This is a genomic window from Paracoccus limosus (assembly GCF_009711185.1).
In the GTDB taxonomy this organism is placed as follows: Bacteria; Pseudomonadota; Alphaproteobacteria; order Rhodobacterales; family Rhodobacteraceae; genus Paracoccus; species Paracoccus limosus.
In genome coordinates this window covers 56,240-81,334 of sequence record NZ_WMIF01000017.1, presented here as the reverse complement: position 1 = coordinate 81,334, position 25,095 = coordinate 56,240, and the positions used below count along the sequence as shown (strand labels likewise).

At 65.2% G+C, this 25,095-nt stretch carries 22 protein-coding genes; 3 read left to right on the top strand and 19 right to left on the bottom strand.

Annotated elements, in window-relative coordinates:
- Positions 1-205: 205 nt before the first annotated feature.
- Genes GL279_RS12805 through tpa form a run of 3 tightly spaced genes read right to left on the bottom strand, consistent with a single transcriptional unit; the run spans position 206 to position 3,689 of the window.
- Complete coding sequence (locus GL279_RS12805; RefSeq protein ID WP_155065034.1) at positions 206-802, bottom strand: HAD family hydrolase; 597 nt, start codon at positions 800-802, stop codon at positions 206-208.
- Between the two features lie 23 nt (positions 803-825).
- Positions 826-2,307 (bottom strand): MocR-like pyridoxine biosynthesis transcription factor PdxR, encoded by a 1,482-nt coding sequence (pdxR, locus tag GL279_RS12800; protein ID WP_155065033.1) that lies wholly within the window; start codon positions 2,305-2,307, stop codon positions 826-828.
- Positions 2,308-2,327: 20 nt separating this feature from the next.
- Entirely contained in the window at positions 2,328-3,689 is a 1,362-nt protein-coding gene (gene tpa, locus GL279_RS12795; RefSeq protein WP_155065032.1) for a hypotaurine--pyruvate aminotransferase Tpa, read from the bottom strand.
- A 160-nt stretch (positions 3,690-3,849) separates the two neighbouring features.
- Between tpa and GL279_RS12790 the strand changes: the two genes are divergently transcribed.
- A complete protein-coding gene (locus GL279_RS12790) occupies positions 3,850-4,776 on the top strand; it encodes a sugar-binding transcriptional regulator (protein ID WP_155065031.1) in 927 nt (308 codons plus the stop codon).
- On the opposite strand, the gene xylB is transcribed toward GL279_RS12790, so the two are convergent.
- From xylB to GL279_RS12745, 9 genes are all read right to left on the bottom strand, one after another.
- On the bottom strand, positions 4,773-6,209 hold the full coding sequence (gene xylB, locus GL279_RS12785) for a xylulokinase (protein WP_155065030.1): 1,437 nt from the start codon (positions 6,207-6,209) through the stop codon (positions 4,773-4,775). The genes GL279_RS12790 and xylB overlap by 4 nt on opposite strands.
- Positions 6,210-7,661 carry an FGGY-family carbohydrate kinase gene (locus GL279_RS12780; RefSeq protein ID WP_343039808.1) on the bottom strand — a complete coding sequence of 484 codons (1,452 nt, stop codon included), beginning with the start codon at positions 7,659-7,661 and terminating at the stop codon, positions 6,210-6,212.
- A gap of 12 nt (positions 7,662-7,673) precedes the next feature.
- Positions 7,674-8,330 carry an HAD family hydrolase gene (locus GL279_RS12775; RefSeq protein WP_343039807.1) on the bottom strand — a complete coding sequence of 219 codons (657 nt, stop codon included), beginning with the start codon at positions 8,328-8,330 and terminating at the stop codon, positions 7,674-7,676.
- A gap of 7 nt (positions 8,331-8,337) precedes the next feature.
- Complete coding sequence (locus tag GL279_RS12770) at positions 8,338-9,801, bottom strand: mannitol dehydrogenase family protein (RefSeq protein WP_155065028.1); 1,464 nt, start codon at positions 9,799-9,801, stop codon at positions 8,338-8,340.
- A gap of 1 nt (position 9,802) precedes the next feature.
- Positions 9,803-10,567, bottom strand: a complete 765-nt coding sequence (locus tag GL279_RS12765) for an L-iditol 2-dehydrogenase (RefSeq protein WP_155065027.1) — start codon at positions 10,565-10,567, stop codon at positions 9,803-9,805.
- Positions 10,564-11,562, bottom strand: coding sequence for an ABC transporter ATP-binding protein (locus GL279_RS12760; RefSeq protein ID WP_155065026.1), 999 nt, complete (start codon positions 11,560-11,562; stop codon positions 10,564-10,566). The genes GL279_RS12765 and GL279_RS12760 overlap by 4 nt, the downstream gene beginning before the upstream one ends.
- Positions 11,563-11,571: 9 nt before the next feature.
- The gene (locus GL279_RS12755; RefSeq protein ID WP_155065025.1) at positions 11,572-12,402 is read right to left on the bottom strand and encodes a carbohydrate ABC transporter permease; all 831 of its coding nucleotides are present in this window, start codon (positions 12,400-12,402) and stop codon (positions 11,572-11,574) included.
- A gap of 4 nt (positions 12,403-12,406) precedes the next feature.
- A complete protein-coding gene (locus GL279_RS12750) occupies positions 12,407-13,276 on the bottom strand; it encodes a carbohydrate ABC transporter permease (RefSeq protein ID WP_155065024.1) in 870 nt (289 codons plus the stop codon).
- A 115-nt stretch (positions 13,277-13,391) separates the two neighbouring features.
- Positions 13,392-14,699 (bottom strand): ABC transporter substrate-binding protein, encoded by a 1,308-nt coding sequence (locus GL279_RS12745; RefSeq protein ID WP_155065023.1) that lies wholly within the window; start codon positions 14,697-14,699, stop codon positions 13,392-13,394.
- Positions 14,700-14,898: 199 nt separating this feature from the next.
- On the opposite strand from GL279_RS12745, the gene GL279_RS12740 reads away from it, so the two are divergent.
- Positions 14,899-15,504, top strand: coding sequence for a TetR/AcrR family transcriptional regulator (locus tag GL279_RS12740; protein WP_155065022.1), 606 nt, complete (start codon positions 14,899-14,901; stop codon positions 15,502-15,504).
- Between the two features lie 152 nt (positions 15,505-15,656).
- Here GL279_RS12740 and GL279_RS12735 read toward each other — a convergent pair whose 3' ends face one another.
- The 6 genes from GL279_RS12735 to GL279_RS12710 all read right to left on the bottom strand — a co-directional run bounded on the left by GL279_RS12735 (position 15,657) and on the right by GL279_RS12710 (position 22,522).
- Positions 15,657-16,535: a carbohydrate ABC transporter permease gene (locus GL279_RS12735; RefSeq protein ID WP_211371306.1), complete on the bottom strand. Its 879-nt coding sequence runs from the start codon at positions 16,533-16,535 to the stop codon at positions 15,657-15,659.
- The gene (locus tag GL279_RS12730; RefSeq protein ID WP_155065020.1) at positions 16,535-17,461 is read right to left on the bottom strand and encodes a carbohydrate ABC transporter permease; all 927 of its coding nucleotides are present in this window, start codon (positions 17,459-17,461) and stop codon (positions 16,535-16,537) included. Before GL279_RS12730 ends, GL279_RS12735 begins: the two co-directional genes overlap by 1 nt.
- A gap of 61 nt (positions 17,462-17,522) precedes the next feature.
- Positions 17,523-18,833 carry an ABC transporter substrate-binding protein gene (locus GL279_RS12725; RefSeq protein WP_155065019.1) on the bottom strand — a complete coding sequence of 437 codons (1,311 nt, stop codon included), beginning with the start codon at positions 18,831-18,833 and terminating at the stop codon, positions 17,523-17,525.
- A gap of 79 nt (positions 18,834-18,912) precedes the next feature.
- On the bottom strand, positions 18,913-19,959 hold the full coding sequence (locus GL279_RS12720) for an ABC transporter ATP-binding protein (RefSeq protein WP_155065018.1): 1,047 nt from the start codon (positions 19,957-19,959) through the stop codon (positions 18,913-18,915).
- Between the two features lie 128 nt (positions 19,960-20,087).
- Positions 20,088-20,978, bottom strand: a complete 891-nt coding sequence (locus tag GL279_RS12715; protein ID WP_155065017.1) for a sugar kinase — start codon at positions 20,976-20,978, stop codon at positions 20,088-20,090.
- A gap of 101 nt (positions 20,979-21,079) precedes the next feature.
- Entirely contained in the window at positions 21,080-22,522 is a 1,443-nt protein-coding gene (locus GL279_RS12710) for an aldehyde dehydrogenase family protein (protein ID WP_211371309.1), read from the bottom strand.
- 160 nt (positions 22,523-22,682) lie between these two features.
- Between GL279_RS12710 and GL279_RS12705 the strand changes: the two genes are divergently transcribed.
- On the top strand, positions 22,683-23,339 hold the full coding sequence (locus tag GL279_RS12705) for a redoxin domain-containing protein (RefSeq protein ID WP_155065015.1): 657 nt from the start codon (positions 22,683-22,685) through the stop codon (positions 23,337-23,339).
- A gap of 69 nt (positions 23,340-23,408) precedes the next feature.
- Here GL279_RS12705 and GL279_RS12700 read toward each other — a convergent pair whose 3' ends face one another.
- Positions 23,409-24,926, bottom strand: a complete 1,518-nt coding sequence (locus tag GL279_RS12700; protein WP_155065014.1) for an aldehyde dehydrogenase (NADP(+)) — start codon at positions 24,924-24,926, stop codon at positions 23,409-23,411.
- Positions 24,927-25,095: the final 169 nt, after the last annotated feature.

Here is a 25,095-nt window from a genome sequence, read left to right as displayed (position 1 = left end):
ACGGACGCGCGGCACCCTGTCGATCCGGCGCCGTCTTACCGGCACCGGGGGAACAAAGTCCTCATGAAAACCAGTTGGTCATCAAAGGCCGCGTCGGCTGCAACGACCCGTCGGGTCGTTCGTCCGCGCAAAGCCCGCCGGATCGTCCGGCTGATCCCGTGCTACGCCAGCACCGTGAATTGGCCGTGAATTTGCGAGTGCCGGGTCAAAACCCGCGCTGGCGCAGGGCCTCGCGCAGCGCCTCGGCGCCGGTGAAATGAATGGCGTCGATGCCGACCGCACGCGCGCCCGCAACATTGGCCAAGCTGTCATCGACAAAGATGCAGCTCTCGGCCGCGAGGCCATTGCGGTCCAGAAGGCGCCGATAGATCGCGGCATCGGGCTTCAAAAGCCGCTCTTGCCCCGATACCAGCACGTCGCGGAACAGCGCCAGCCGGGGATGCAGCTCGCGCGCCGCCGGCCAGCTTTCCGCCGACCAGTTGGTCAGCGCGTAAAGCGGCACCCCCTGCGCGGCCAGATCCTCGAGGATCTCCCAACTGCCGGGCACCGTGTTTTCGATGGTGACGGGAAAGGCCGCCAGATAGCCTTCCAGCCAGCGCGCCCGGTCGCCATGCTGCGCCCGCGCCGCAGCGATCCCTTCGGCAAAGCTGCGTCCACCGTCCTGCGCGCGGTTCCAATCGTGAAAGCCGATCTCGTCCAGCCATGCCTCGGCGGCATCGCGCGTCGTAAAGACATCGGCAAAGGCCAGTGCCGGGTCCCATTCGATCAGCACATTGCCCAGGTCGAAAATAACGTTCCGCATTGGCATCCCCTTCGTCTGTGTCGTCACGCCGCCCCGGCGCAGTCCCGGCTGACCGCCGCGATGCGGCGGATGCCTTCCTCGATCTCGCTGACCCCGATCGAGCTGTAGGCCAGCCGATAGGATGCCGCGCCTGCGCCGCTCTGCCGATGGAACGGCCGGCCCGGCTCGATCAACACACCCTGGGGTCGCAATCGCGCCGCCAGAAGCTCGCTGTCTAGCCCGCCCGGCGTGCCAAGCCAAAAGCTCGACCCGCCCGAGCCGGCCTCCATCCCCAGATCCAGCCCGTGCCGGACCAGCGCCTGCGCGGTGGCGGCACGGCGTTCGGCATAGGCCGCACGCATGCGGTTCAGCTGGCGGTCGTAATGCCCCAGCGACAAGAAATAGGCCATGGTGCGCTGCACATGCCCGGGCGGATGGCGCAGCATCATGCTGCGCAAGGCCCGCGCCTCGGCCACGAAAGCCGGGTCGGCGACGATGTAACCCAGACGCAAACCGGGAAACACCGATTTGGAAAAGCTGCCGATGTAGATCACCGCGCCACTGCGATCCATCGCCTTCAATGCCGGAGAGGTGGCTCCAGCAAAGCTGATCTCGAATTCGTAGTCATCCTCGACCACGGCAAAGCCGCGCAGGGCCGCCAGCCGCAGCAATGCCTCGCGCCGGGCCCGGGGCATGGTGCGGTTGGTCGGGCATTGGTGGCTGGGCGAGGTAAAGACCACCGAAACCTGCGCCGGGATTGCGTCGCAGGGCAGGCCCTGGGCGTCGATGGGCACCGGATGCACCTGACAGTCATGCACCGACAGGATCTCGTGCAGGCCGGGATAGAAGGGCTCTTCGATGGCGCAGGCCTCGCCCCGGTTCAGCAGGATCTGGCAGATCAGCCACAGCGCATTCTGCGCGCCCATGGTCAGCAAGACCTCCTCGGGGCGGGCACGGATGCCGCGCCGGGGCAAAAGGTGGCGGATGATGAAATCGATCAGCTCGGGGTCGTCGCCGTCATACTGGTCATCGGCCAGCGCGCCCAGATCGCGGCGGCCCAGCGCCCGCACCGCGCATTCGCGCCAGGCGGCATGGTCGATCAGCCGGTCGTCAATCTGACCGTAAAGGAAAGGATAGGGATAGTCGCGCCAGTTGCGCGGCCGGTCCTTGCGCTGCGTCGCGCGGTAGCGTCCGGGCAGCTTGCCGGTCCAGTCGAAACGCGGCATCGGTGCCAGCGTCGGGGTTTCGTCCAGCGCATGGGCGCGGTCGGCGATGAAATAGCCCGAGCGGCCGCGCGCGACCAGATAATCGGCCGCGACCAGCTCGCCATAGGCCATGCTGACGGTGATGCGCCCGACGCCCAGATGCGCGGACAGCGCCCGGCTGGACGGCATCCGCTCGCCCGGGCGAAAGCGGCCTTCATGCACGGCAAGGACAATCTGCCGCCGCAGTTGCAACTGCAGCGGCAAAGGGGTGTCCCGGTCGATCAGAAAGGTCTCGGGCGGAATCTGCTTGGGGGCCTGCATCTGCGGGCCACCCCGCTCGATCATCCGAACACGCGGGTCAGCGCACCGTCGATGGCCGTGGTCAGCGCGTCGATATCGTCCGCGGTCGAGATCAGCGCCGGCGACAGGCACAGCGTGTTGTTGAAGCCGGGGATCGAGCGGTTGGTGGCGCCGATGATGACGCCCTGCGCCAGACAGTCGGCGACCACGGCCTGCACCTTCTTCTCGTCCGCCGGTTCCTTGCTGGCGCGATCCGCGACCAGTTCGGCGCCGCAGAAGAGCCCGCGTCCGCGCACATCGCCGATGATGGCATGGCGGTCCATCAGCGAGGTCAGGTTGTCCATCAGACGGTCGCCCATCGCAAGGGTGTTGGCAAGCAGCCCCTCGTCCTCGATGATGCGCATGTTCTCGATCGCCGCAGCCGGGCCCGCGGTGCAGCCACCAAAGGTCGAGATGTCGCGGAAATAGCCCAAGGGATCGCTGGGATCGTCCTTGAACATCTCGAAGACGCGTTCGGTGGTGACGGTGCAGGAAATCGCCGCATAGCCCGAGGCGACGCCCTTGGCCATCGTCACGAAATCGGGCTCGATGCCATAGTTCTGATAGCCGAACCACGTTCCGGTGCGCCCAAGGCCGCAGACCACCTCGTCGATATGCAGCAGGATGTCGTATTTGCGGCAGATTTCCTGCACGCGCTGCCAATAGCCCTCGGGGGGGGTGATGACGCCGCCGCCGGCCGTCACCGGCTCAAGGACGATGGCACCCACGGTATCGGGGCCTTCGCGCAGGATGACCTCCTCGATCGCATCCGCCGCGCGTTCGCCGTAATTCTCGACATCCCATTGCGCCCGGTATTCCAGACAATGCGGCACCCGCACGAAACCGTCGGGATAGGGGCCATATTGCATCGCCCGCTGATCCTGACCCGAGGTCGCCAGCGTGGCGATGGTGGTGCCGTGGTAGTCGCGGTCGCGGAACAGGATCTTCCATTTCTTGCCGCCATGCCGGCGCGCGGCGATCTGGCGGACCATCTTGTAGACCTTTTCATTCGCCTCGGAGCCCGAGTTCGAATAATAGACCCGGCTCATGCCCGGCATCTTTTCGATCAGTTTCTGCGCAAAGACCGCGCCCGGCACGGTGCCGGCGGCGCCCGCGTAGTAGTTCAGCTTGATCAGCTGGTCGCGCACGGCATTGGCGATGCTTTCGCGGCCATAGCCCACGTTCACCGTCCAGACCCCGCCCGAGACGCCGTCCAGAAACTCGCGCCCGGTGGCATCCCACAGCCGCATCCCCTTGCCTTCGACAAAGACGCGCGGGTCGATGGTCTCATATTGCTTGTGCTGGCTCAGGTGGTGCCAGACATGGGCTTTGTCCGCTGCGATGACCGGGCTCAGGTCGTTCATGATGCGCCTCTGACAGATGAAGGGAAAAAGTTGACCGGCCAAGCTTACGCGGCAGCCTTGCGCGACAACAGATCCAGTTTGATCACTTCTATGATTCCAGATGCGGTTCTGGACAGGGCCGCGCGCGGCAGTCTATCGAATGGGCAAAAGGGGGAAACGCATGTCCAATCAGGGCCGCAAGCTGGAACAGGCCGCCCGCGCCGCCTGGCTTGCCCATGTCGCGGGCAAGACCCAGGACGAGATCGCCGGCATCATGGGCGTGTCGCGCCAGACCGCGCAGCGGCTGGTGGCGCAGGCCATGGCCGAGGGGCTGGTCAAGATCCGCATCGATCACCCCTTTGCCGAATGCATGGAGCTGGCCGCCGCGCTGCGGGCGCGCTGGAACCTGCGCTTTTGCCGGATCGCCCCGGCCGATGCGCCTGAAACCGGCGTGCCCCATCACGTCGCGGCCACCATGGAGGACTGGCTGCGCCGCCCCGAGCCGCTGACGCTGGCCATCGGCACCGGCCGCACGCTGCGCGCCTCGGTCGGGCAATTGCCGCATATCGACTGCCCGCAGCATCGCATCGTCTCGCTGACCGGGAACATCGCAACCGACGGCTCGACCGCATATTACAACGTGCTGTTTTCGCTGTCGGAACATGTCAGCGCCCGCAGCTTCCCGCTGCCGCTGACGGTGATCCTGCCCACGGTCGAAGAGCGGCTGGCAATAACCGGCCAGCCCGGCATCCGCCGCGTCATCCAGATGTCGGCTGCGGCGCAGATCGCCTTTGTGGGCCTGGGCGCGCTGGACGACCGCGCGCCGCTGATGCTGGACGGGTTCGTGACCCGCGCCGATCTGGATGCCCTGATCGCCGCCGGCGCCGTGGGCGAGATCACCGGCTGGGCCTATGACGGCGATGGCCGGCTGATCGAGGGGCTGTCGAACGACCGCGTCGCCTCGGCGCCGATCCCGTCGCGCGACAGCACGCTGGTCATCGGCACCGCCGCCGGCGCCGGCAAGATCCCGGCGCTGCGCGGCGCGCTCAGCGGCGGGCTGATCAACGGGCTGATCACCGATCTGACCACCGGGCAGGCGCTGCTTTAGCCCCGGCTCGCAGGGTAAAGCGCGCGAAACCGGGCGTGAGTTTCGGCGAATGCCGGCACCAATGCGGGATCGGGGCGGATCTCGGCCGCGATCTTTGGCATCGTGCAGACCTCGGCGGCGGAGGCCCCCGTCTCGGCCATCAGCCCCAGCCGCGCCGCGCCAAAGGCCGCACCGAAATCGCCGCCGACCGGCAGCAGCACCGGCAGATCCAGCGTCGTCGCGATCAGCCGCAGCCAGTAATCCGACCGCGCCCCGCCGCCAAGCGCCAGCAGCGCGCCCAGATCCGCCCCCGCCGCGCGCAGGGCGGTCAGGTTGTCGGCCAGCGCAAAGGTCACCCCTTCCAGCACGGCGCGGGTAAGGGCGGCGCGATCGGTGCTGGGCGTCAGACCGGCGAACAGACCACGCGCAAGCGCATCGTTATGCGGCGTCCGCTCGCCCGACAGATAGGGCAGAAACATCGCGCTGCCCGGCGCCTGCAGATCGCCCAAAGTGGCGGTCAGCTCGGCCGGTTTCGCCTGCAGGATGCCCGCCAGCCATTCCAGTGCCGCCGAGGCCGACAGGATCACCCCCATCTGATGCCATGTCTGCGGCAGCGCGTGGCAAAACGCATGCACCGCGGTTTCGGGTGCCGGCAGGAACCGGTCCGAGGCGGCAAAGACCACGCCCGAGGTGCCCAGACTGACAAAGCCCTGCCCCGCCGCCACCGTGCCCGCCCCGATGGCGGTCGCGGCATTGTCGCCCGCACCGCCCGCAACCACGACCGGGGCGGCAATGCCCCAGCGTTGCGCCAGTTCGCGGCGCAGCTGCCCCGAGGGGGCGCTGCCCTCGACCAGTGCCGGCATCTGGTCGCGGCGCATGCCGCTGGCCGCCAGCAGCGTGGGCGACCAGTCGCGCGCCGCCACATCCAGCCAGCTGGTGCCCGAGGCGTCCGACATCTCGCCCACACGCTCGCCCGTCAGCCACAGCCGCAGGTAGTCCTTGGGCAGCAGGACCGTGGCAACACGGTCGAACAGATCGGGCTCGTGCCGCGCCATCCAGACCAGCTTGGGCGCGGTGAAACCCGGAAAGACGATATTGCCCGACAGCCGGCGCATGTCGGCCATGGCGTCCAGCTCTGCCGCCTCCAGATGGGCGCGGGTGTCGTTCCACAGAATCGCCGGGCGCAGCACCTCGCCCGCGCGGTCCAGAGCCACCGCGCCGTGCATCTGACCCGACAGCCCTATGCCGCGCAGCGCCGACAGATCATGGCTGCGGGCCAGTGCCGCCATAGCCGCCTCGGTGGCGGCAATCCAGTCGGCCGGATGCTGCTCGGACCACATCGGCTGCGGCCGCTGCACGCTCAGCGGCGCGGTTTCCGAAGCCAGCACCCGCTGGCGTTCGTCGATCAGCACCGCCTTGACGCCGGACGTGCCCAGATCCAATCCCAAAAACATCTATTCCCCCTGCATGTCGCTTATTTCGGCGCGGTGCTGCTGCATCCGCTGAAAGATCTTCCAGTCGCGGTCGCGCCGCAATCGTGCCGCCGGATCGGGGCGCGTCACCTGCACCTCGCGGGCAAAGCGCGCCCGGGCGGCTCGGATGCCACCCAGCATCGGGGCCGCGGCGGCGATGGCGGTACCGCGCAGCACCGCATCCTCGGGCTGCCAATGGATCTCGGCGCCGATGGCATCGGCATAAAGCTGGCGCATCAATGCCGCCCGGGCCTGCCCGCCGGCCAGCGCGATGCGGTCGGGCACAAGGCCCATATGCGCGATGACCTGCCGCGTGCCCAGCGCGATGCCCACCGCCGCCCGCCAGTAAAGCCCGTCCAGCGCCGCCGCGTCGCGGTCCAGCGGCAGACCATGGATCACGCCGCGCATCAGCGGATCGGCAAAGGGCGTGCGACTGCCCTTGAAGTCGGGCAGAACGTGAATGCCGGGCGCGGGCTCGGGCGCGTCGGCGATACGGGCCAGAATGTCATCGTGGCTGGGCGCATCGGCATATTGCCGGCGGATCGATTCCAGCAGGGCGCCGGTGGCCGATTGCCCGCCCTCGGTCACCGATTCATCGCGCAGGATGGCGCCGGGATAGGGCCCCCACAACGCCGGTGTGACCCTGATGCCAGCGGCCATGACACAGTTCGAGGTGCCCGCGATCAGCGCCGGCATGTCAGGCGCCGCGCCCAGCGCCCCGGAAAAGGCATCGATCAGCCCGGTCGCCACGACACATTCGCGGTCCAGACCCAGCTCTGCCGCGCCCTGCTCGGACAGCGGCCCGATCAGGCTGCCTGGTGCCAGAACCGGCTCATCATGCGGAAAGCCGGCAATATCGAACCGCGCCAGCAGATCGTCCGCCCAGCCACCCCGGTCGGGCAGCCAAGGCCATTTCGAGGCCATGGCGCAGAGCGAGCGTGCCGGCAGGCCGGTGGCGCGAAACGCCAGATGGTCGCACAGATCGCGGATGCCGCGCAGGCCGGCCCAGACCTCGGGCCGGTTCCGGCGCAGCCAGATCAGCTTGGGTGTCTGCATCTCGGGCGACACCGATCCCCCGGCACGCGCGACCACCTCATGCGCAATCGCGCTGACTTCATGCGCCTCGGCGACGGCGCGATGGTCGTGCCAGGCGATCACATCCGGGCTGAAACCGGGCGCATCGACCACCAGTGAACAGGTGGCGTCAAAGGCCAGCGCCTGCACCTGTGCAGGGCTGGCCCCCGCCATGCGGCGCGCCTCGGCCAGGGCATCGGCCACGGCCTGCCAGATTTCGGCAAAGGCGAAACCCGCCTGCCCCCCCGGAGAGGGCAAGGTGGCAAAGCCGCGACTGGCGCGCGCCACCAGATGGCCCTGAAGGGTGTACAGCCCGGCACGCGCACGGGCCGACCCCACATCCACGGCAGCGATCAACACGACACTATCCCCCTAGCCCAGTCGGGCCAGAGTGTTGGGCAATTCCGCGGCATGTTCAACCAAGGCGTCGGGTCGCAGCCTGGAAAGCCGCTCGGCCAATCGGGCGGGACCGGCATGCGCACCGCCCAGAAAGCCCACGACCCGCATGCCGGCGGCGCGGGCTGCGGCAATGCCCGCAGGGCTGTCCTCGATCACCACGCAATCGGCAGGGCTGATCCTCAGCCGTTCGGCCGCAAGCAGGAACAGATCCGGCGCGGGCTTGCCGTTGCGGACCTGACTTGCCGAATAGACATGCGTCCCGAACAGCGGCGCAAGCCCGGTCAGCGACAGCGACAGCGCCAGCCGGTCCGGCGCGCTAGAACTGGCCACGGCGCGCGGACCGGGAAGCGCGGCAATGGCCGCAGCCATTCCCGGCACCGGCAGCAGGTCATGGCCAAAGCGCGCGGCCAGCCCCTGCGCGAACCCGGGCAGTTCCGGAGCCAGATCCAGCCCATGGTCCTGCGCCGCCGCATCCACGATGGTCTGAAGCGAGCGGCCCAGAAAATCGCGATAGATCCGCTCTGGCGGCATCGGCACGCCCAGCCGGCCGAACATGGTCTGAAGCTCGGCCACGGCCAGAGGCTCGCTGTCCACCAGCACCCCGTCGCAGTCAAAGATCAGACCCCGCACCACAGCCTCAGGCCGCCAGATAATGCTGCAGCGTGGCCTTGGTGCCCTGTTGCCACAGCAGATCCAGCCAACGCGTGAAGGCCTCGGCAAAGACCGGGTTCTGGCCGGTCTCGCCATAGATCTCGGCCATGCCCAGCCAGGCCTGCGGATCGGTCCGGGCCGCTTGCGCCGCAGCCGTCAGCCGGTCCCAGTTCGGGTCGTTCGGCTCGATCACCGCGCCGCTGTCGGTGACCCCGGCGCAGTACCGGCACCACAGCGCCGATTCCAGCGCCAGCCCCTCGACGAGCAGGCCCTGCGCCAGCCGGTCGTTGATCGTCGGAATGATGAACTTGGGCTGCCGGTTCGAGCCGTCCAGACACAGCCGCCGGATCGTGTCGCCGATCTTGGGATTGGCGCAGCGTTCCGCGACCTTGGCGAAATAGGCGCTCAGGTCGGTGCCGGGCACGGGCGGCACCACGGGGATGATCTCGTCGCGCTCGACCTTGTCCAGAAAGGCGCGGACCAGATCGTTTTCCATGCCCTCATGCACGAAATGGATGTCCATCAGCCCCGAGGGATAGGCGATGACCGCGTGGCCGCCATTCAGGATGCGGATCTTCATCATCTCCCAGGGGGTCACGTCCTCGACGAATTCGACGCCGACCTGCTCCAGCGCCGGGCGGCCCAGAGGGAAGTTGTCCTCAAGCACCCATTGGATGAAATCCTCGGCAAAGACCGGGCTGTCGTCGGCGATGCCGAAATCGTCGCGGATCATGGCACGTTCGCGGTCGCTGGTGGCGGGGGTGATGCGGTCGACCATGCCGTTCGGAAAGGCGACATTGGCCGCGATCCAGTCGGCCAAGGCGGGGTCCGAAAGGCGGGCGGTTTCCACCACCGCCTCGCGCGTGACATGGCCATTATGCGGGATGTTGTCGCAGCACATGACGGTAAAGGGCGGGATGCCGGCATCGCGGCGGGCTTTCAGGCCCGCGACCAGCATTCCGAACACCGTTTTGGGCGCCAAGGGGTTGGCGCCATCCGCCGCGATTGCCGGATGGGCCGGATCGAAATGCCCGGTCTGGGCATTGATGAAATAGCCGCCCTCGGTGATCGTCAGGCTGGCGATGCGGATGGCGGGATCGGCCAGTTTCGCAATGATCGCCGCGGCGTCTGCGGCGGGCAGATGATCGATCATCGCGCCGATGACCCGCACCGTCGAGGCCTTGGCCGATTGTTCGACCACCGTATAAAGGTAATCCTGCCCGGCCAGCAGATCGCGCATCCGCGCGTCCGAGGGCATGACACCGGCACCGATGATGGCGAAATCCTGCCCTTGGCCCAGATTCATCAGCCGGTCCAGATAGACCGCCTGATGCGCGCGATGGAAATTGCCCAGACCGAAATGCACGATCCCGCCTTGCAGGCCGGCACGGTCGTAATCGGGTTTGGCGACCGAGATCGCCGGCAGATTGGCGTTGTTCAGCGTGATCATGTCAGCTCATCCAGTTCCCGCCGTCGACGTTATAGGTCTGGGCGACGATGTAATCGGCCTCGGGCGAGGCCAGGAAGATCGCCATGCCGGTCAGATCCTCGGCCGTGCCCATGCGTCCGAACGGCACCGAAGCGCCGACCTCGGCCTTTTTCTGGCCGCGCGGCTTGTTCTCATAGGCGGCGAACTTGGCGTCGACACCGTCCCAATGCTCGCCATCCACCACGCCGGGGGCAATGGCGTTGACGTTGATGCCATGCCCGATCAGGTTCAGCCCGGCGGATTGGGTCAGGCTGATGACGGCGGCCTTGGTCGCGCAATAGACCCCCACCAGCGCCTCGCCGCGGCGTCCGGCCTGCGAGGCCATGTTGATGATCTTGCCGCGGCGTCCGGTGTCGATCATGTGGCGCGCGACGGCCTGCATGACGAAAAGCGTGCCCGAGACGTTGATCGCGAACAGCGTGTCATAGCTTTGCCGGGTGATCTCGGTGATCGGCGCCAGATCGAACAGCGCGGCATTGTTGATCAGGATGTCGATGCCGCCCATCAGTTCCACCGCCTGCGCGATGCCTGCGTCGATGCTGTCCTGCCGGGTCACGTCCATGACGACGGGATGGGCGCCGATCTGGGCTGCCGTCTCGCGCACGGCGGTCTCGTTGATGTCGGCGATGGCGACGGTGGCACCCTCGCGGATATAGGCCTCGGCAAAGGCGCGACCGATGCCGCGCGCGGCGCCGGTGATGATGGCAGTCTTGCCTTGCAGTCTCATAGGGACAGCCCCTTGTCATTGAAGCGGTAGATGCGGCCTTCCTGCGGCGTCAGCCAGATGCGATCGCCATGATGCACCGGGAACTCGCCCTCGGCCCGGGCGATGACATGGGTGCCACCGTCCAGATCCACATGCAGGAAGGTGTCCGAGCCCAGATGCTCAGCCACGCCCACCGTGCCGGGCAAAAGCCCGTCGCTGGTGGACATGCGGAAATGTCCGGGTCGCACGCCGATGGCATGGGCGCCCATGCGCGACGCCACCTCGCCCTCAAGGAAGTTCATGTTGGGCGAGCCGATGAAGCCCGCGACAAAGCGGTTCGCGGGATTGCGATACAGCTCCAACGGCGAGCCGACCTGCTCGACCCGACCGGCGCGCAAGACGACGATCTTGTCGGCCATGGTCATGGCCTCGACCTGATCGTGGGTCACATAGACCATGGTCGTCGCCAGCTTCTTGTGCAGCTCGCTGATCTCGACCCGCATGTTCACGCGCAGCGCAGCATCAAGGTTCGACAGCGGCTCGTCGAACAAAAAGGCCGAGGGCTCGCGCACGATGGCGCGGCCGATAGCGACGCGCTGACGCTGGCCGCCCGACAGCTGGCCGGGACGCCGCTCCAGATAATCCGTCAGGTTCAGGATGCCGGCGGCATGGCCAACGCGGCGATCCTGTTCGGCCGCATCCATCCCCGCCATCTTCAGCGGAAAGGCGATGTTCTTGCGCACCGACATATGCGGGTAAAGCGCATAGCTCTGGAACACCATCGCCAACTTGCGCTTGGCCGGTGCGGCATGGGTCACGTCCTGACCGTCGATCAGGATCTGGCCCGAGGTCACGTCCTCAAGCCCCGCGATCAGCCGCAGCAGCGTGGATTTGCCGCAGCCCGAAGGGCCGACAAAGACCACGAACTCGCCATCGTTGATCTGCAGATCGACGCCCGGAATGACCTCGACCTCGCCGAATGCCTTGCGGACCTGTTTAAGCGTAATGCTTCCCATCGTGTTACCTCACTTCACCGCGCCGAAGGTCAGGCCGCGCACGAGTTGCTTTTGGCTGAACCAGCCAAGGATCAGGATCGGGGCGATGGCCATGGTGCTGGCCGCCGAGAGTTTTGCGTAGAACAGGCCTTCGGGGCTGGAATAGCTGGCGATGAATGTCGTCAGCGGTGCGGCCTTGCTGGTGGTCAGGTTCAGCGTCCAGAACGCTTCGTTCCAGGCCAGGATGACGTTCAGAAGCAGGGTCGAGGCAATGCCCGGCACCGCCATCGGCGTCAGCACATACAGGATTTCCTTGCCAAGGCTGGCACCGTCCATCCGCGCCGCCTCAAGGATCTCGCCCGGGATTTCGCGGAAATAGGTGTAAAGCATCCAGGTGATGATCGGCAGGTTGATCAGCATCAGGACGACCGTGATGCCGATGCGCGTGTCCAGAAGCCCCGAGGACCGGAACAGCAGATACATCGGGATCAGCACGCCCGCGGCGGGCATCATTTTTGTCGACAGCATCCACATCAGCAGGTCTTTCGTCCTCTTGGCGGGCTGGAATGCCATCGACCATGCAGCCGGAATGGCGAACAACAGCCCCAGCAGGGTCGAGCCGACCGAGATGATGACCGAGTTCAGGAAATGCCGGAAATAGGGCGAGCGCGACTGCACCTCGGCATAGTTTTCCAGCGTCCAGTTGAAGAACAGGAACTTGGGCGGGGATGCAATGGCATCGGCCTCGGATTTGAAGCTGGTCAGGATCGTCCACAGGATCGGGAAAAAGATCGCCAGCGCGACGCCCCAGGCCAGGATGGTAAAGGTCCAGCGGCGGGTATCGGAAACTTTGCGGGCCATGGGATCACTCCAGCGTCTTGCCGATCATCCGCATCAGGAAGATCGCAACGATATTGGCCAGGATGACGGCGATGATGCCGCCGGCAGAGGCGCCGCCCACGTCATATTGCAAAAGCGCCTGCGAATAGACGAGGTAGGTCAGGTTGGTCGAGGCATAGCCGGGCCCGCCATTGGTGGTCACCAGGATCTCGGCAAAGACCGACAGCAGGAAAATGGTCTCGATCAGGATCACCACGGTGATGGCGCGCGACAGATGCGGCAGCACCAGATGGGTGAACTTGGCCCACGCGCTGGCACCGTCCATCTCGGCAGCTTCCATTTGCTCGCTGTCCAGCGATTGCAGCGCGGTCAGCAGGATCAGCGTGGCAAAGGGCAGCCATTGCCAGGCCACGATACCGATGATCGACATCAGCGGATATTGCGCCAGAAAATCGACCGGCTGCGCACCCACCGCCTTGGCGACCCAGGCAAAAAGCCCGTTCACCGGGTTCATGAACATGTTCTTCCACACCAAGGCCGAAACCGTCGGCATGATGAAGAAGGGCGCGATCATCAGGATGCGCACCACGCCCTGCCCCATGATCGGCTGGTCCAGCAGCAGCGCCAGCAGGATGCCGCCGCCCACGGTGATGACCAGCACACCGATGACGATCAGCAGCGTGTTCGTCATCGCCTGCCAGAAGGCGGGATCGGACAGGAAGTATTTGTAATTGGTCCAGCCGATGAACTGCTCCATGCCGGGCGACAGCAGGTTATAGCTTTGAAAGCTGAACCACAGCGTCATCGCCAAAGGCACGATCATCCAGCCAAGTAGCAGCAGGACCGAGGGCGCGACCATGAATCGCGCAAGGGTTTTCTGATGTCGGGTTGCCATCGGCGCGCCTCCCTACGCGGGCGATGAAAGGGGATGCCATTAAGTGAAATGCCGCCTGGAAAGCGCGGGGGCAGCGTGCCACCCCCGGCCCCGTTCGGTCAGATGCCTTCGCCGATCACTTCGGATAGCCGGCCTTGGCCATCTCGCGTTCGCTGATCTGCTGGGCCATCTTCAGCGCCTGATCGACGCTGGACTGCCCCGCCAGAGCGGCCGAGAACTGCTGGCCCACCGCTGTGCCCAGAGCCTGGAACTCGGGGATGCCGACCCATTGCGTGCCGATATAGGGCACCGGGACGGTGGTCGGGTTCTTCAGGTCAGCCGACATGATGCTGTCCAGCGTGGGCTTCGCGAAGGGTGCGGCCTTCTGATATTCCGGGTTTTCGTAAAGCGAGGTCCGGGTGCCAGGCGGCACATTAGCCCAGCCCTCGGCCTTGGCGACCTCTTCGGTATAGGCCTTGGATGTAGCCCAAGCGACGAACTTCTTGGCCGCCTCGGGCGAATCCGTTGATGAAGGCACGGCCAGCGTCCAGGCCCACAGCCACATCTGCGGCTTTTCGCCCATGGGGGCCAAGGCATAGCCGACCTTATCGGCCACGGTCGATTCCTTGGGGTTCGAGACAAAGCTGGCCGCGACGGTGGCGTCGATCCACATGCCGCACTTGCCAGTCTGGAACAGCGCGAGGTTTTCGTTGAAGCCGTTCGAGGACGCGCCGGGCGGGCCGGCCTCGGTCATGATGGTGACGTAATCGGTCAGCGCCTTTTTCCACTGCTCGCTGCCGAATTGCGGCTTCCAGTCCATGTCGAACCAGGGCGCACCATAGCTCGCGGCCATCGAGGTCAGGAAGGCCATGTTCTCGCCCCAGCCGGCTTTGCCACGCAGGCAGATGCCATAGACCTCGCGGTCCTTGTCAGTCATCTTGCGCGCGGCGTCATAGACAAAGTCCCAGGTCGGACGCTCGGGCATGGTCAGCCCGGCCTTTTCCATCAGGTCCTTGCGATACATGATCATCGCGGATTCGCCGTAGAAGGGCGCAGCATAGAGCTTGCCGTCCATCGACAGCCCGTCGCGAATCGGCGGCAGGATGTCGTCGGCGTCGTAATCGGCGCCCATGTTTTCCAACGGTGTCAGCCAGCCCTGCTTGGCCCAGATCGGAACTTCATAGTTACCGACAGTCACAATGTCATATTGCCCGCCTTTGGTGGCGATGTCGGTGGTGACGCGCTGGCGCAGCACGTTTTCCTCCAGCGTGACCCATTCCAGTTGGATGTCCGGGTTCGCGTCGGTAAACGGCTTGGTCATCTTCTGCATGCGGATCATGTCACCATTGTTCACGGTGGCGATGGTCAGCGTCTCGGCCATGGCCGGCGCGGCAAGCGCCGTCAAGGCGCAGGCCCCCAGCAGGCCGCGCAGCATCGTGGTCATTCGGTCGTCCTCCCATTGAGCATTTGCCAATGCTATGCGCAAATGCTCACACAAGAACGCCCGCATGTCAAGATGACACTCTCCAAGCCCCGCCTCAGTTCGCAATCTGTCACGCTTGCATCTTATGGTTGTAAGCGAATACCGGTTGTTTCATTATCGACTTGCCCGTGGTCGGACGAAACGCAGCAAGGAGAACGGCATGGCCAGCAGCGAAACCGTCTATGCGCAAGCGATCAGGATAATGACGACGCTGGTCTCGCATCCCGATGCCCCGACGACCGCCGAAGTGGCGAGGCGCCTTGGAACCGACGAAAGCCAGCTGACCGAAGTGTTCCGCGACGATGCCCACCTGCTCGAGGCGGCGCTGGAAAATGCCTTGGTGCTGCTGCACGACCAATGCGTGACCTCGGTGGTGCGGATCGATCCCGACGACCCGCTGGCGCAGTTCGTCGCCCTGTCGGACGCCTATATCGAATGGGCAAACCGCCACCCGGCCGAGTTCATGATTCTGGGCAGCCTGCCCGCCAAGCGCGCCGTCGCCAGCGGCAACCTGCTGCGCTATGAACAGTCGATCCATGCCCTGATGCTACGGATGCTGAAACAGGCCCAGGGCAAAGGCCTGATCGAGCCAGACGCGGACATCAAGCTGCTGGTCACGACCGCGCGCAGCTTTGCCTATGGCGTTGCGCAAAAGATGATCAGCGGCAATATCGCCCGCTGGATGGAAACGGATGCCAGTCTTGATGCCGCGCGCCGCGCATTGCACCTGTTCACCCGCAAGATCATGACACCCACCCCGGCATAACACCCTGCCAAGAAAAGAGGGGACTCTGCCCCCGTCCTGCGGACTCCCCCGGGATATTTGGACACGAAAGAAGCCAAGCGCGTTTCTTTCGTGTCCAAATATCCTCGGGGGTGAATTGCGGCAACAGCCGCAAGAGGGGGCTGAAAGCCCCCTTATTCCTTGACCGCGCCGGTCATTGAGCTGACGTAGTAATCCACGAAGAAGGAATACAGGATCACCACCGGCAGCGACCCCAGCAGGGCTCCGCTCATCAGCGCCCCCCACTCGTAGACGTCCCCGCGCACCAGCTCGGTCAGCACGCCGACGGGAATGGTCTTGTTCTCGGAACTGGAGATAAAGGTCAGCGCATAGATAAATTCGTTCCACGACAGCGTGAAGGCAAAGATGCCGGCCGAGATCAGCCCTGGCACCGCCAGCGGCAGGACGATCTTGGTCAGGATCTGCCAGCGCGTCGCACCATCGACCAAGGCCGATTCCTCGAGCTCATAGGGGATCGAGCGGAAATAGCCCATCAGGAGCCAAGTGCAGAACGGGATCAGGAAGGTCGGATAGGTCAGGATCAGCGCGAGCTTGCTGTCAAAGATTCCCATCTGGAACACGATCACCGACAGCGGGATGAACAGGATCGACGGCGGCACCAGATAGGCGAGAAAGATCAGCAGACCGGTCAGCCGGGCGCCGCGAAAGCGCAACCGCTCGATGGCATAGGCGGCAAAGACCGAGGCGAACAGCGACAGGAAGGTGGAACAGACCGCCACCACCAGCGTGTTCCACAGCCAGCCGGGATAAGAGGTTTCGAACAGCAGGTATTTTATGTGGTCCAGCGTCGGCCCCACCACCCAGAACGGGCTGTGATTGGCGTAATCGGTCAGCTGGGCGTTCGGCTTTACCGCCGTGATCGCCATCCAGTAGAACGGGAACAACAGGACGAACAGGAACACCAGCAGCGGCAGCCAGACCACGAAGATCTTGCGCCTGCGGCTTTCGAACTGGTCCATGCCCTCATGATCGTCGGTGACGGTCTTCGACATCAATCGGCTCCCTGTTGCCATTTGCGGCGCTGCAGGCCGAAGAAGCTGAAAAGGATCGCGGCCAGCAGAAAGGGGATCATGGCGACCGCAATGGCCGCGCCCTCGCCCAGCTGCCCGCCAGGAATGGCGCGCTGGAAGGACAGCGTGGCCATCAGATGGGTGGCGTTCACCGGACCGCCGCGCGTCAGCACATAGATCAGCTGGAAGTCGGTGAAGGTGAACAGCACCGAGAATGTCATCACCACCGCGATGATCGGTGTCAGCAGCGGCAGCGTGACCTTGGTGAACCGCTGCCACGGCGTCGCGCCGTCGATGGCCGCGGCCTCGTTCAGCGATTGCGGGATGGTCTGCAGCCCGGCCAGCAGCGAGATGGCGACAAAGGGAATGCCGCGCCAGACGTTAGCCGCGATCACCGAGGCCCGTGCGTTCCACGGGTCACCCAGAAAGTTGATCGGCTGGCTGATGATGCCCCATTTCATCAAGACCCAGCTGATGATCGAAAACTGGCTGTCAAAGATCCACCAGAAAGCCAGCGCCGACAGCACGGTGGGCACCACCCAAGGCAGAAGGATGATGGCGCGGAACAGGTTCTTGAACGGCAGATGCCGGTTCAGGAGCAGCGCAAGCCACAGCCCCAGGCCGAATTTCAGCACCGAGGCGATGAAGGTGTAAAACACGGTGTTGAACACCGACAGCCAGAACACCGGGTCGTCCATCAGCCAGATGTAGTTTTCCAACCCGATCCATTCGCCGGAATCGCCGATGCGGGCATCGGTGAACCCCAGCCAGACACCCAGGCCCAGCGGATAGGTCAGGAAGAACAGCAGGAATACCGCCGCAGGCAGCATGAAGAGAAAGCCCAGTCCATTGCGGCTTTCAGAGAGTCGGCTCCAGAAGGATGCCTTGCGTTCGGGCACCGGGGGCATGCGGTCGGATCCTTTCTGCCTGATGCCGGGCGCGGCGGATCACCGCGCCCGAAAGGGTCGGTCAGCGATAGGCGCGCTTGATGCGGCGCTCGGCGTTCTTGATCGCGTCCTCGGTCGAGCGCTGGCCGGTGACGGCTTCGGCGAACATGTCGACCAGCACGTAATCCGCCATCACCGAGGCCGAAGCCGGTCCCAGCGGTCCGGCGTAGCCGTTCTCGCGCAGCGAGGCCGAGGCATGCGAATAGGGCTCGTGGATCGGGTTCGAGGTCCAGACCGGGTTGTTTGCAAAACCCTTGAGCGCCTGACAGCAATAGGCGCTGGCACCGGTGATCCAGGCGTTCATCTGGTCGGGCTGATACATCCACTCCAGATAGGCCTTGGCGGCGTTCGGGTATTTGCAGTGCTTGAAGATCGAGATGGTCGAGGTCTGCGCCAGTTCGACCGACTTGCCGACCGGACCCACGGGCAGGATATGGGTGCGGATATCTTCGGCCAGCGCCTTGGTCGCCTCGTCTTTCAGCGCGGCGTAATACAGCGACACGCCATTGGCGGTCAAGGAAATGTCGCCGGCCAGGAAGGCGCGGTTGTTGTTGATGTCGAGCCAGCTTTCTGTGCCGGGGATGAACACGGCGTAAAGCTTCTTGGCATATTCGATGGCGGCGGCGGTTTCTGGCGAGTTGATCGCGACCTCGCCCGCCTCGTTGACGGTCTGGCCGCCATGGCTCCAAAGCAGCCAATGCGCGAAGTTGTTGCCGTCGCCCACCGCCTTGCCAAACGGAAAGCCCGCCGGCGTGCCCTTTTCCTTGAGCGCGGTGCAGAGCTTCAGGAAGCCCTCGGTATCGGTCGGGAACTCCTCGAAGCCGGCCGCCTTCATGTGGCTGTCGCGATAGCAGATGGCGTTGCCGATGGCACAGAGCGGGGTCGAGATGAACTTGCCGTCACGCTCGCCATAGGCGCGCAGCCCGTCATACCAGCCGCCGTTCTTTTCGCCGAGCATGGTGCAAAGATCGGTCACATCGACCAGCTTGTCGGGATATTGGAAGGGGTCGTCGAACCAGCTCATCACCATGTCCGGGCCCGAACCCACGTTGGCGGCGACGGCGGCCTTGGGGCGCACATCCTCCCAGCTTTCCTGATCGATGCGGACCTGCACGCCGGTCGCCTTGGTAAAGGCCTCGGTATTGGCGTTCCACGCGGCCTCTTCGCCCTTGACGAAGGGCACCCAGCGCAGCAGGCGCAGGCTGGCGCCCTCTTCGGGGGTAAAGGTCATGGCGGTCTGCGCCCTGGCGCGGCCCGCAAAGGGCGACGTCAGCACGGCGCCTGCTGCCAGCATGGCACTGCCCTGCAGAAGTTTCCTGCGGTCGATGGTCATGGCTACACTCCTCCCAAAGTGCAAAGCGGCCGTTGTCCGGCCAGCGTTACGGCCCCGCCCTCCCCGGCGGAGCCGCTGGTCATTTCGACAGGCGCACCCCGCTTTCGGCATCGAAAAGATGCACCGCCGCCGGGTCGATCGCGACGTGGATCACCTCACCCGGCCGCGCGGCAACGCGGTCGCGGAATACGCAGGTCACCGCCTGCCCGCCGAGCGTGCCGACGACATAGGTTTCCGCGCCGGTCGGCTCGGTCACCTCGATGGTCAGGGGGATGTCGCCGCCCAGAGTGATCGCCTCGGGGCGGGCACCATAGATCAACTTGCGGCCCTGCGGCGCGCGACCGACCGGCAGGCGCTGGCCATTCTCGGCCACAAAGGCGCCGTCCTGCGCCGTGCCCCGGATCATGTTCATGGCCGGGCTGCCGATGAAGCCGGCCACGAACAGGTTGTCGGGCCGGTCATAAAGCTCCAGCGGCGAACCGATCTGCTCCACCCGCCCGTCATGCATGACCACGATCTTGTCGGCCATGGTCATGGCCTCGATCTGGTCATGGGTCACATAGACGGTGGTGGTCTTCAGCCGGTGGTGCAGGTTCTTGATTTCCGTGCGCATGGTCACGCGCAGTTTCGCGTCAAGGTTCGACAGCGGCTCGTCGAACAGGAACACCTGCGGGTCGCGCACGATGGCACGGCCCATGGCAACGCGCTGGCGCTGGCCGCCTGACAGCTGGCGCGGATAGCGGTCCAGCAGATGCGCCAAGCCCAGAATATCGGCGGCGGGCTTGACCCGGGTTTCGATCTCGGCCCGGCTGACGCCTGCCAGTTTCAGCGAAAAGCCCATGTTCTCGGCCACGGTCAGATGCGGGTAAAGCGCATAGTTCTGAAACACCATGGCAATGTCGCGATCCTTGGGCGGCAGGTCGTTCACCACCTTGTCGCCGATCAGGATCTGCCCCGAGGTGATATGCTCAAGCCCCGCCAGCATCCGCAGCAGGGTCGACTTGCCACAGCCCGAAGGGCCGACCAGAACGACGAATTCACCTTCCTCGATATCGACCGAAACGCCATGCATGACTTCGACGGCGCCATAGGATTTCCGCACATCCCGGATCGTGACCGAGGCCATGTGTTCCCTCCTCCCAAAGGTATCCATTGTTGGCAGGCTGGCAGGAAGCCAATCTTGAATCAAGCAGTTTGTCGGGAAATTGCACGTATGGCGATAGCGGGTCGCGGAAACCCTAATGTATACGCTGTTTACAGCATCTCATGCGGAACCAGCGCGCCGGGATGCATGATGACCCGCGCGGCGGTGGCATGGCCGCGCGCCACGGCCTCGGCCATGTCGGCACCCTGTAGGCGAGCGGCAAGATAGCCGCCGTTGAAACTGTCGCCCGCGCCGGTGGTATCGACCGGCTCCAGCCGCGCGCCGGGGGGAAAGTCCTGCACCGCGTCGCCGTCGATGCCCAGCATCGGGCCGCCGCCGTTCTTGACCAGCACTTCGGTGACGCCGGCCTCGCGGTAGCGCCGCGCGGTGGCCTGCGGATCGCTGTCGCCAAAGGTCGCGGTTTCCTCGTCGAAGCTGGGCAGGGCGATGTCAGCCACCGCCGCGCCACGCATGATCCATTCGCGCATCTCGCCCGCGTCCTTCCACAGCCGCAGCCGCATGTTGCTGTCAAAGGCCACTTTCGCATCCGCCGCCGCCAGCGCCGCCAGCAGGGCCCGGCGCCGGTCGGGCGACAGGATCGCCAGCGTGATCCCCGAGAAATAGATCAGATCCGCCCCCAGAAAGCTGCGCGCCAGATGATCCTCGTCATCGGCCAGACAGCGGGCGGCGGAACTGTCGCGCCAATAGGTAAAACTGCGCTCGCCGTCCTTGAGGTCGATCATGTAAAGCCCCGGCGCGCGGGTCGGATGGCGGGTGATACAGCCGGTGCCAATTCCTGCCTCGCCGATGAAATCCAGCATCTTGCGCGAAATCTGGTCCTGCCCGACGCAGCTGAGGTAATCGACGCGGGCCGTTTGCGGCAGCAGCGCGCGCAGATACCACGCCGTGTTGAACGTGTCGCCGGCAAAGGCCTGACGCCACAGCCCCGGGCCCGCCCCCGACAGCTCGACCATGCATTCGCCAACCGAAACCACCCGCATCGCATTCCCCCCCTTGCGTGTCGATGCGCACGTTAGCGGCAACGGCCGAAATGAAAAGGGCCGCCGGCGATGCGGCGGCCCCTTGTCCATTCAGGACGGGATCAGGCTTCGGGATCCCAGCCGCTGATCTGCTTGCTGTCCATGAATTCCTCAAGCCCCCAGACGCCGCCTTCGCGCGCCCGCCCCGAGGCCTTGACGCCGCCAAAGGCCGAGCCACGGCCGCGCGACTGGCCGTTCGTCTCGACCATGCCGGCGACCAGACGCCGGGCCAGCCGGTTGCGGCGCACACCGTCCTGGGTCTGGGCATAGTTCGTCAGGCCATAGGGCGTGTCATTGGCGATGGCCACGGCCTCGTCCTCGGTGTCGAAGGGGATAATCGACAGCACCGGGCCAAAGATTTCCTGCCGGGCGATGGTCATGTCGTTGTTCACGTCGGCAAAGACCGTGGGCCGCACGAAATAGCCGCGATTGACGCCTTCGGGCAGGCCGGGACCGCCGGAAACCAGCCGCGCGCCCTCGTCGATGCCCTTCTGGATCAGGTCCTGGATCTTGTCCCATTGCAGCTTGGAAACCACCGGACCGATATGGGCGCCCGGCTGGTGAGCGCTGGCAACCTGCGTCTGTTCGGCGACCTTGCGCGCCTGTTCCACCGCAGTTTCATAGAACGCACGTTCGACCAGCATCCGGGTCGGCGCATTGCAGGACTGGCCGCTGTTGTAGAAACAATGCCGCACGCCGCGCTCGACCGCCTTTTCATCGGCATCGGCAAAGATCAGGTTCGCACCCTTGCCACCCAGTTCCAGCGCCACCTTCTTGAGCGTGTCGGCAGCGGCCTTGGTGATGGCGATGCCGGCGCGGGTCGAGCCGGTAAAGCTGATCATCTCGACATCGGGATGGGTCGAAAGCTGGGTGCCGACGCCGATGCCGTCGCCGTTCACCATGTTGAACACGCCCTTGGGCAGGCCGGCCTCGTCCACGATCTCGGCAAACAGCACCGAGGACAGTGGCGCGATCTCGCTGGGTTTCAGCACCACGGTATTGCCGGCCAGAATCGCCGGGATCACCTTCAGCGTGACCTGATTCATCGGCCAGTTCCAGGGCGTGATCAGCCCGACCACGCCGATCGGCTCCCATGACACCATGCTGGTGGGCGTGTCGGGATGCAGCGGGCGGATGAATTTGAAATCGCGGAAACTGTCGATGAAGGTCTGGATATGGCTGACGCCACAGCCGGCCTGATCCTTGATCGCCATGTCATGGGGCGCGCCCATCTCGTATTCGATGGCGGCGCCCATGTCCTCTTGGCGACGCTTGTAGATTTCCAGAATCTTTTCGACATGGGCCAGCCGTTCGGCAGCGGGCGTGGCCGACCATGCCGGATAGGCGGCTTTGGCGGCGGCCACGGCGCGGTCGGTGTCGGCCTGATCGCCCAGCGAGATCACCGCGATGGCTTCCTCGGTCGATGGGTCGATCACCTCCAGATCCCGGGGACGGGCGGGCGCGACCCAGGCGCCGTCGATATAGAATTTCCGCTTGTCTGCCAGATCGCTCATGAGCGGCTCCTTTCGCATGATGGCCCGCACCGTGGCACCGGCCCGGCGTTGGTGCAAGGGCGGTGCAGTTTACACGACCTAACAGGTCGTGTTGGCATCTGGCGCGGCAATGCTTATGCTCTTGCGCAGCGAACCACCGAAAGGACGATCCATGTCTCTGCGCATCAACGACATTGCCCCGGATTTCACCGCCGAATCGACCGAGGGCACCATCCATTTCCACGATTGGCTGGACGGCAAATATGCCATCGTGTTTTCGCATCCGCGCGATTTCACCCCGGTCTGCACCACCGAATTCGGCGCCGTGGCGCAACTGATCCCCGAGTTCGAAAAGCGCGGCACCAAGGTGATCGGCGTCTCGGTCGATTCGGTCGAGGATCACGGCAAATGGAAACACGACATCGAAAAAGTCGCGGGTGTTCCGGCGGATTTCGCCATCATCGACGACCGCGATCTGACCGTGGCCAAGGCCTATGACATGCTGCCGGCCGAATACTATCTGCCGACCGAAGGCCGCACGCCTGCCCATTCGGCGACCGTGCGCACCGTCTTCATCATCGGGCCGGACAAGAAGGTGCGGCTGACCATGACCTATCCGATGTCGGTGGGCCGCAACTTTGCCGAGATCCTGCGCGCGCTGGATGCGGTGCGCAAGACCGACGGCGTGCCGCTGGCCACCCCGGCGAACTGGGTTCCCGGTCAGGACGTGATCGTGGCGCTGGCGCTGGACGACGCAGCGGCCGAGGCGAAATACGGCGCGCTGGACAAGAAGCTGCCCTATCTGCGCTTTGCCAAGGATCCGGCATAAGCCTCAGGCCGGAATGCAGATGGCCCGCCAGATTGGCGGGCCATTTTCCGTTCATGGGCTGGCCTTGGCTCAGCCGCGCAGATCCTCGGGCAGCAGCGCCTCGGGAAAGTTCTGGTAGCTGACCGGCCGCAGGAAGCGACGGATGGCAAGCGTGCCGACCGAAGTGGCGCCGAAATTGGTGCTGGCCGGGTAGGGGCCGCCATGGACCATGGCGTCGCAGACCTCGACCCCTGTGGGGAAGCCGTTCACCAGCACCCGGCCCGCCTTGCGCTCCAGCACCGGCAGCAGTTCTTGCGCCGCCGGCAGGTCGGCTGCATCCATGTGCAGCGTCGCCGTCAGCTGGCCTTCAAAGCCGCGCGCCAGATCCGCCATCTGCGCCATGTCGCGCACCCGCACGATCAGCCCCAGCGGGCCAAAGACCTCTTCGCCAAGCGCATGATCCTGCAGATAGGCCTCGGCCGTGGTCTCATAGAGATTGGGGCGGGCGCTGCGGCCCTCGCTGTCATTGTGCAGGACCGGCTTGACGGCGTTGCGGCCGTCAAAGCGCGCCTGACCGTCGCGGTAAGCCTTGGCGATGCCGTCGGTCAGCAGGATCTGCGGACCGACCTGTTCCAGCGCGGCGGCGGCCGAGCGGGTAAAGCTGTCAGCATCCGCCCCGTCGATCACCACGGCAATGCCGGGATTGGTGCAGAACTGGCCTGCGCCCATGGTCAGGCTGCCGGCCCAGCCGGTGCCGAGGCTTTCGGCACGGTTGGCCAGCGCGTTTTCCAGCAGGAACATCGGGTTGACCGAGCCCAGTTCGCCAAAGAACGGGATCGGTTCGGGGCGCGCGGCGCAAAGATCGAACAGCGCCCTGCCCCCGGCAAGCGATCCGGTAAAGCCCACCGCCTTGATCAGCGGATGCGTCACCAGTGCCTCGCCCACCTGCCGGTTGCCGCCCTGGATCAGCGAGAATACCCCCGGATGCACGCCCGTGGACTGGATCGCGGCAAAGATCGCCTCGGCCACGATCTCACCGGTGCCGGGATGGGCGGAATGGCCCTTGACCACCACCGGGCAGCCCGCAGCCAGCGCGGCGGCGGTGTCACCCCCCGCGGTCGAGAAGGCCAGCGGAAAGTTCGAGGCGCCGAACACCGCCACCGGGCCGATGGGCCGTTCCAGCAGGCGGATGTCGGGGCGCGGCAGCGGCTGGCGGTCGGGCAGCGCCGGATCATGGCGGCGGTCGAGGTAATCACCCTTGCGGATATGCGCCGCGAACAGGCGCAGCTGGCCGGTGGTGCGGCCGCGCTCGCCGTTCAGGCGCGCCTCGGGCAGGCCGGTTTCCTGCGTGCCAATGGAGGTGATCGCCTCGGCGCGGGCCTCGATCTCGTCGGCAATGGCGTCAAGAAAGGCGGCGCGGGTCTCGCGTGTGGAATAGCCATAGGACCAGAAGGCCGCTTCGGCGGCCTCGCAGGCCTGGGCGACCAGCTCGGGCGTGCCGATGCTGAAGCGATGGGCCGGGCCATGCGCCGGGCTGCTGTCGAACTGTGCCGCGCTGCCGATCCAGGCGCCCGCGATCAGGTGTCGGCCATGGGGGGTAAAGGGCATCTCAGACCGCCTTTCATGAGGATAAGAGGTAAAGGGAGCCATGCGACAGCCGGCCGCCCGACAAGGCGCGAACCGCCAGGACACCGGCACATGCGTCATCTTCCCGTGCTGCATCGGCCTCTCTTTGCCATTTTGGTATACCATCTTCAAGCCCCGACCTGAACCCGCC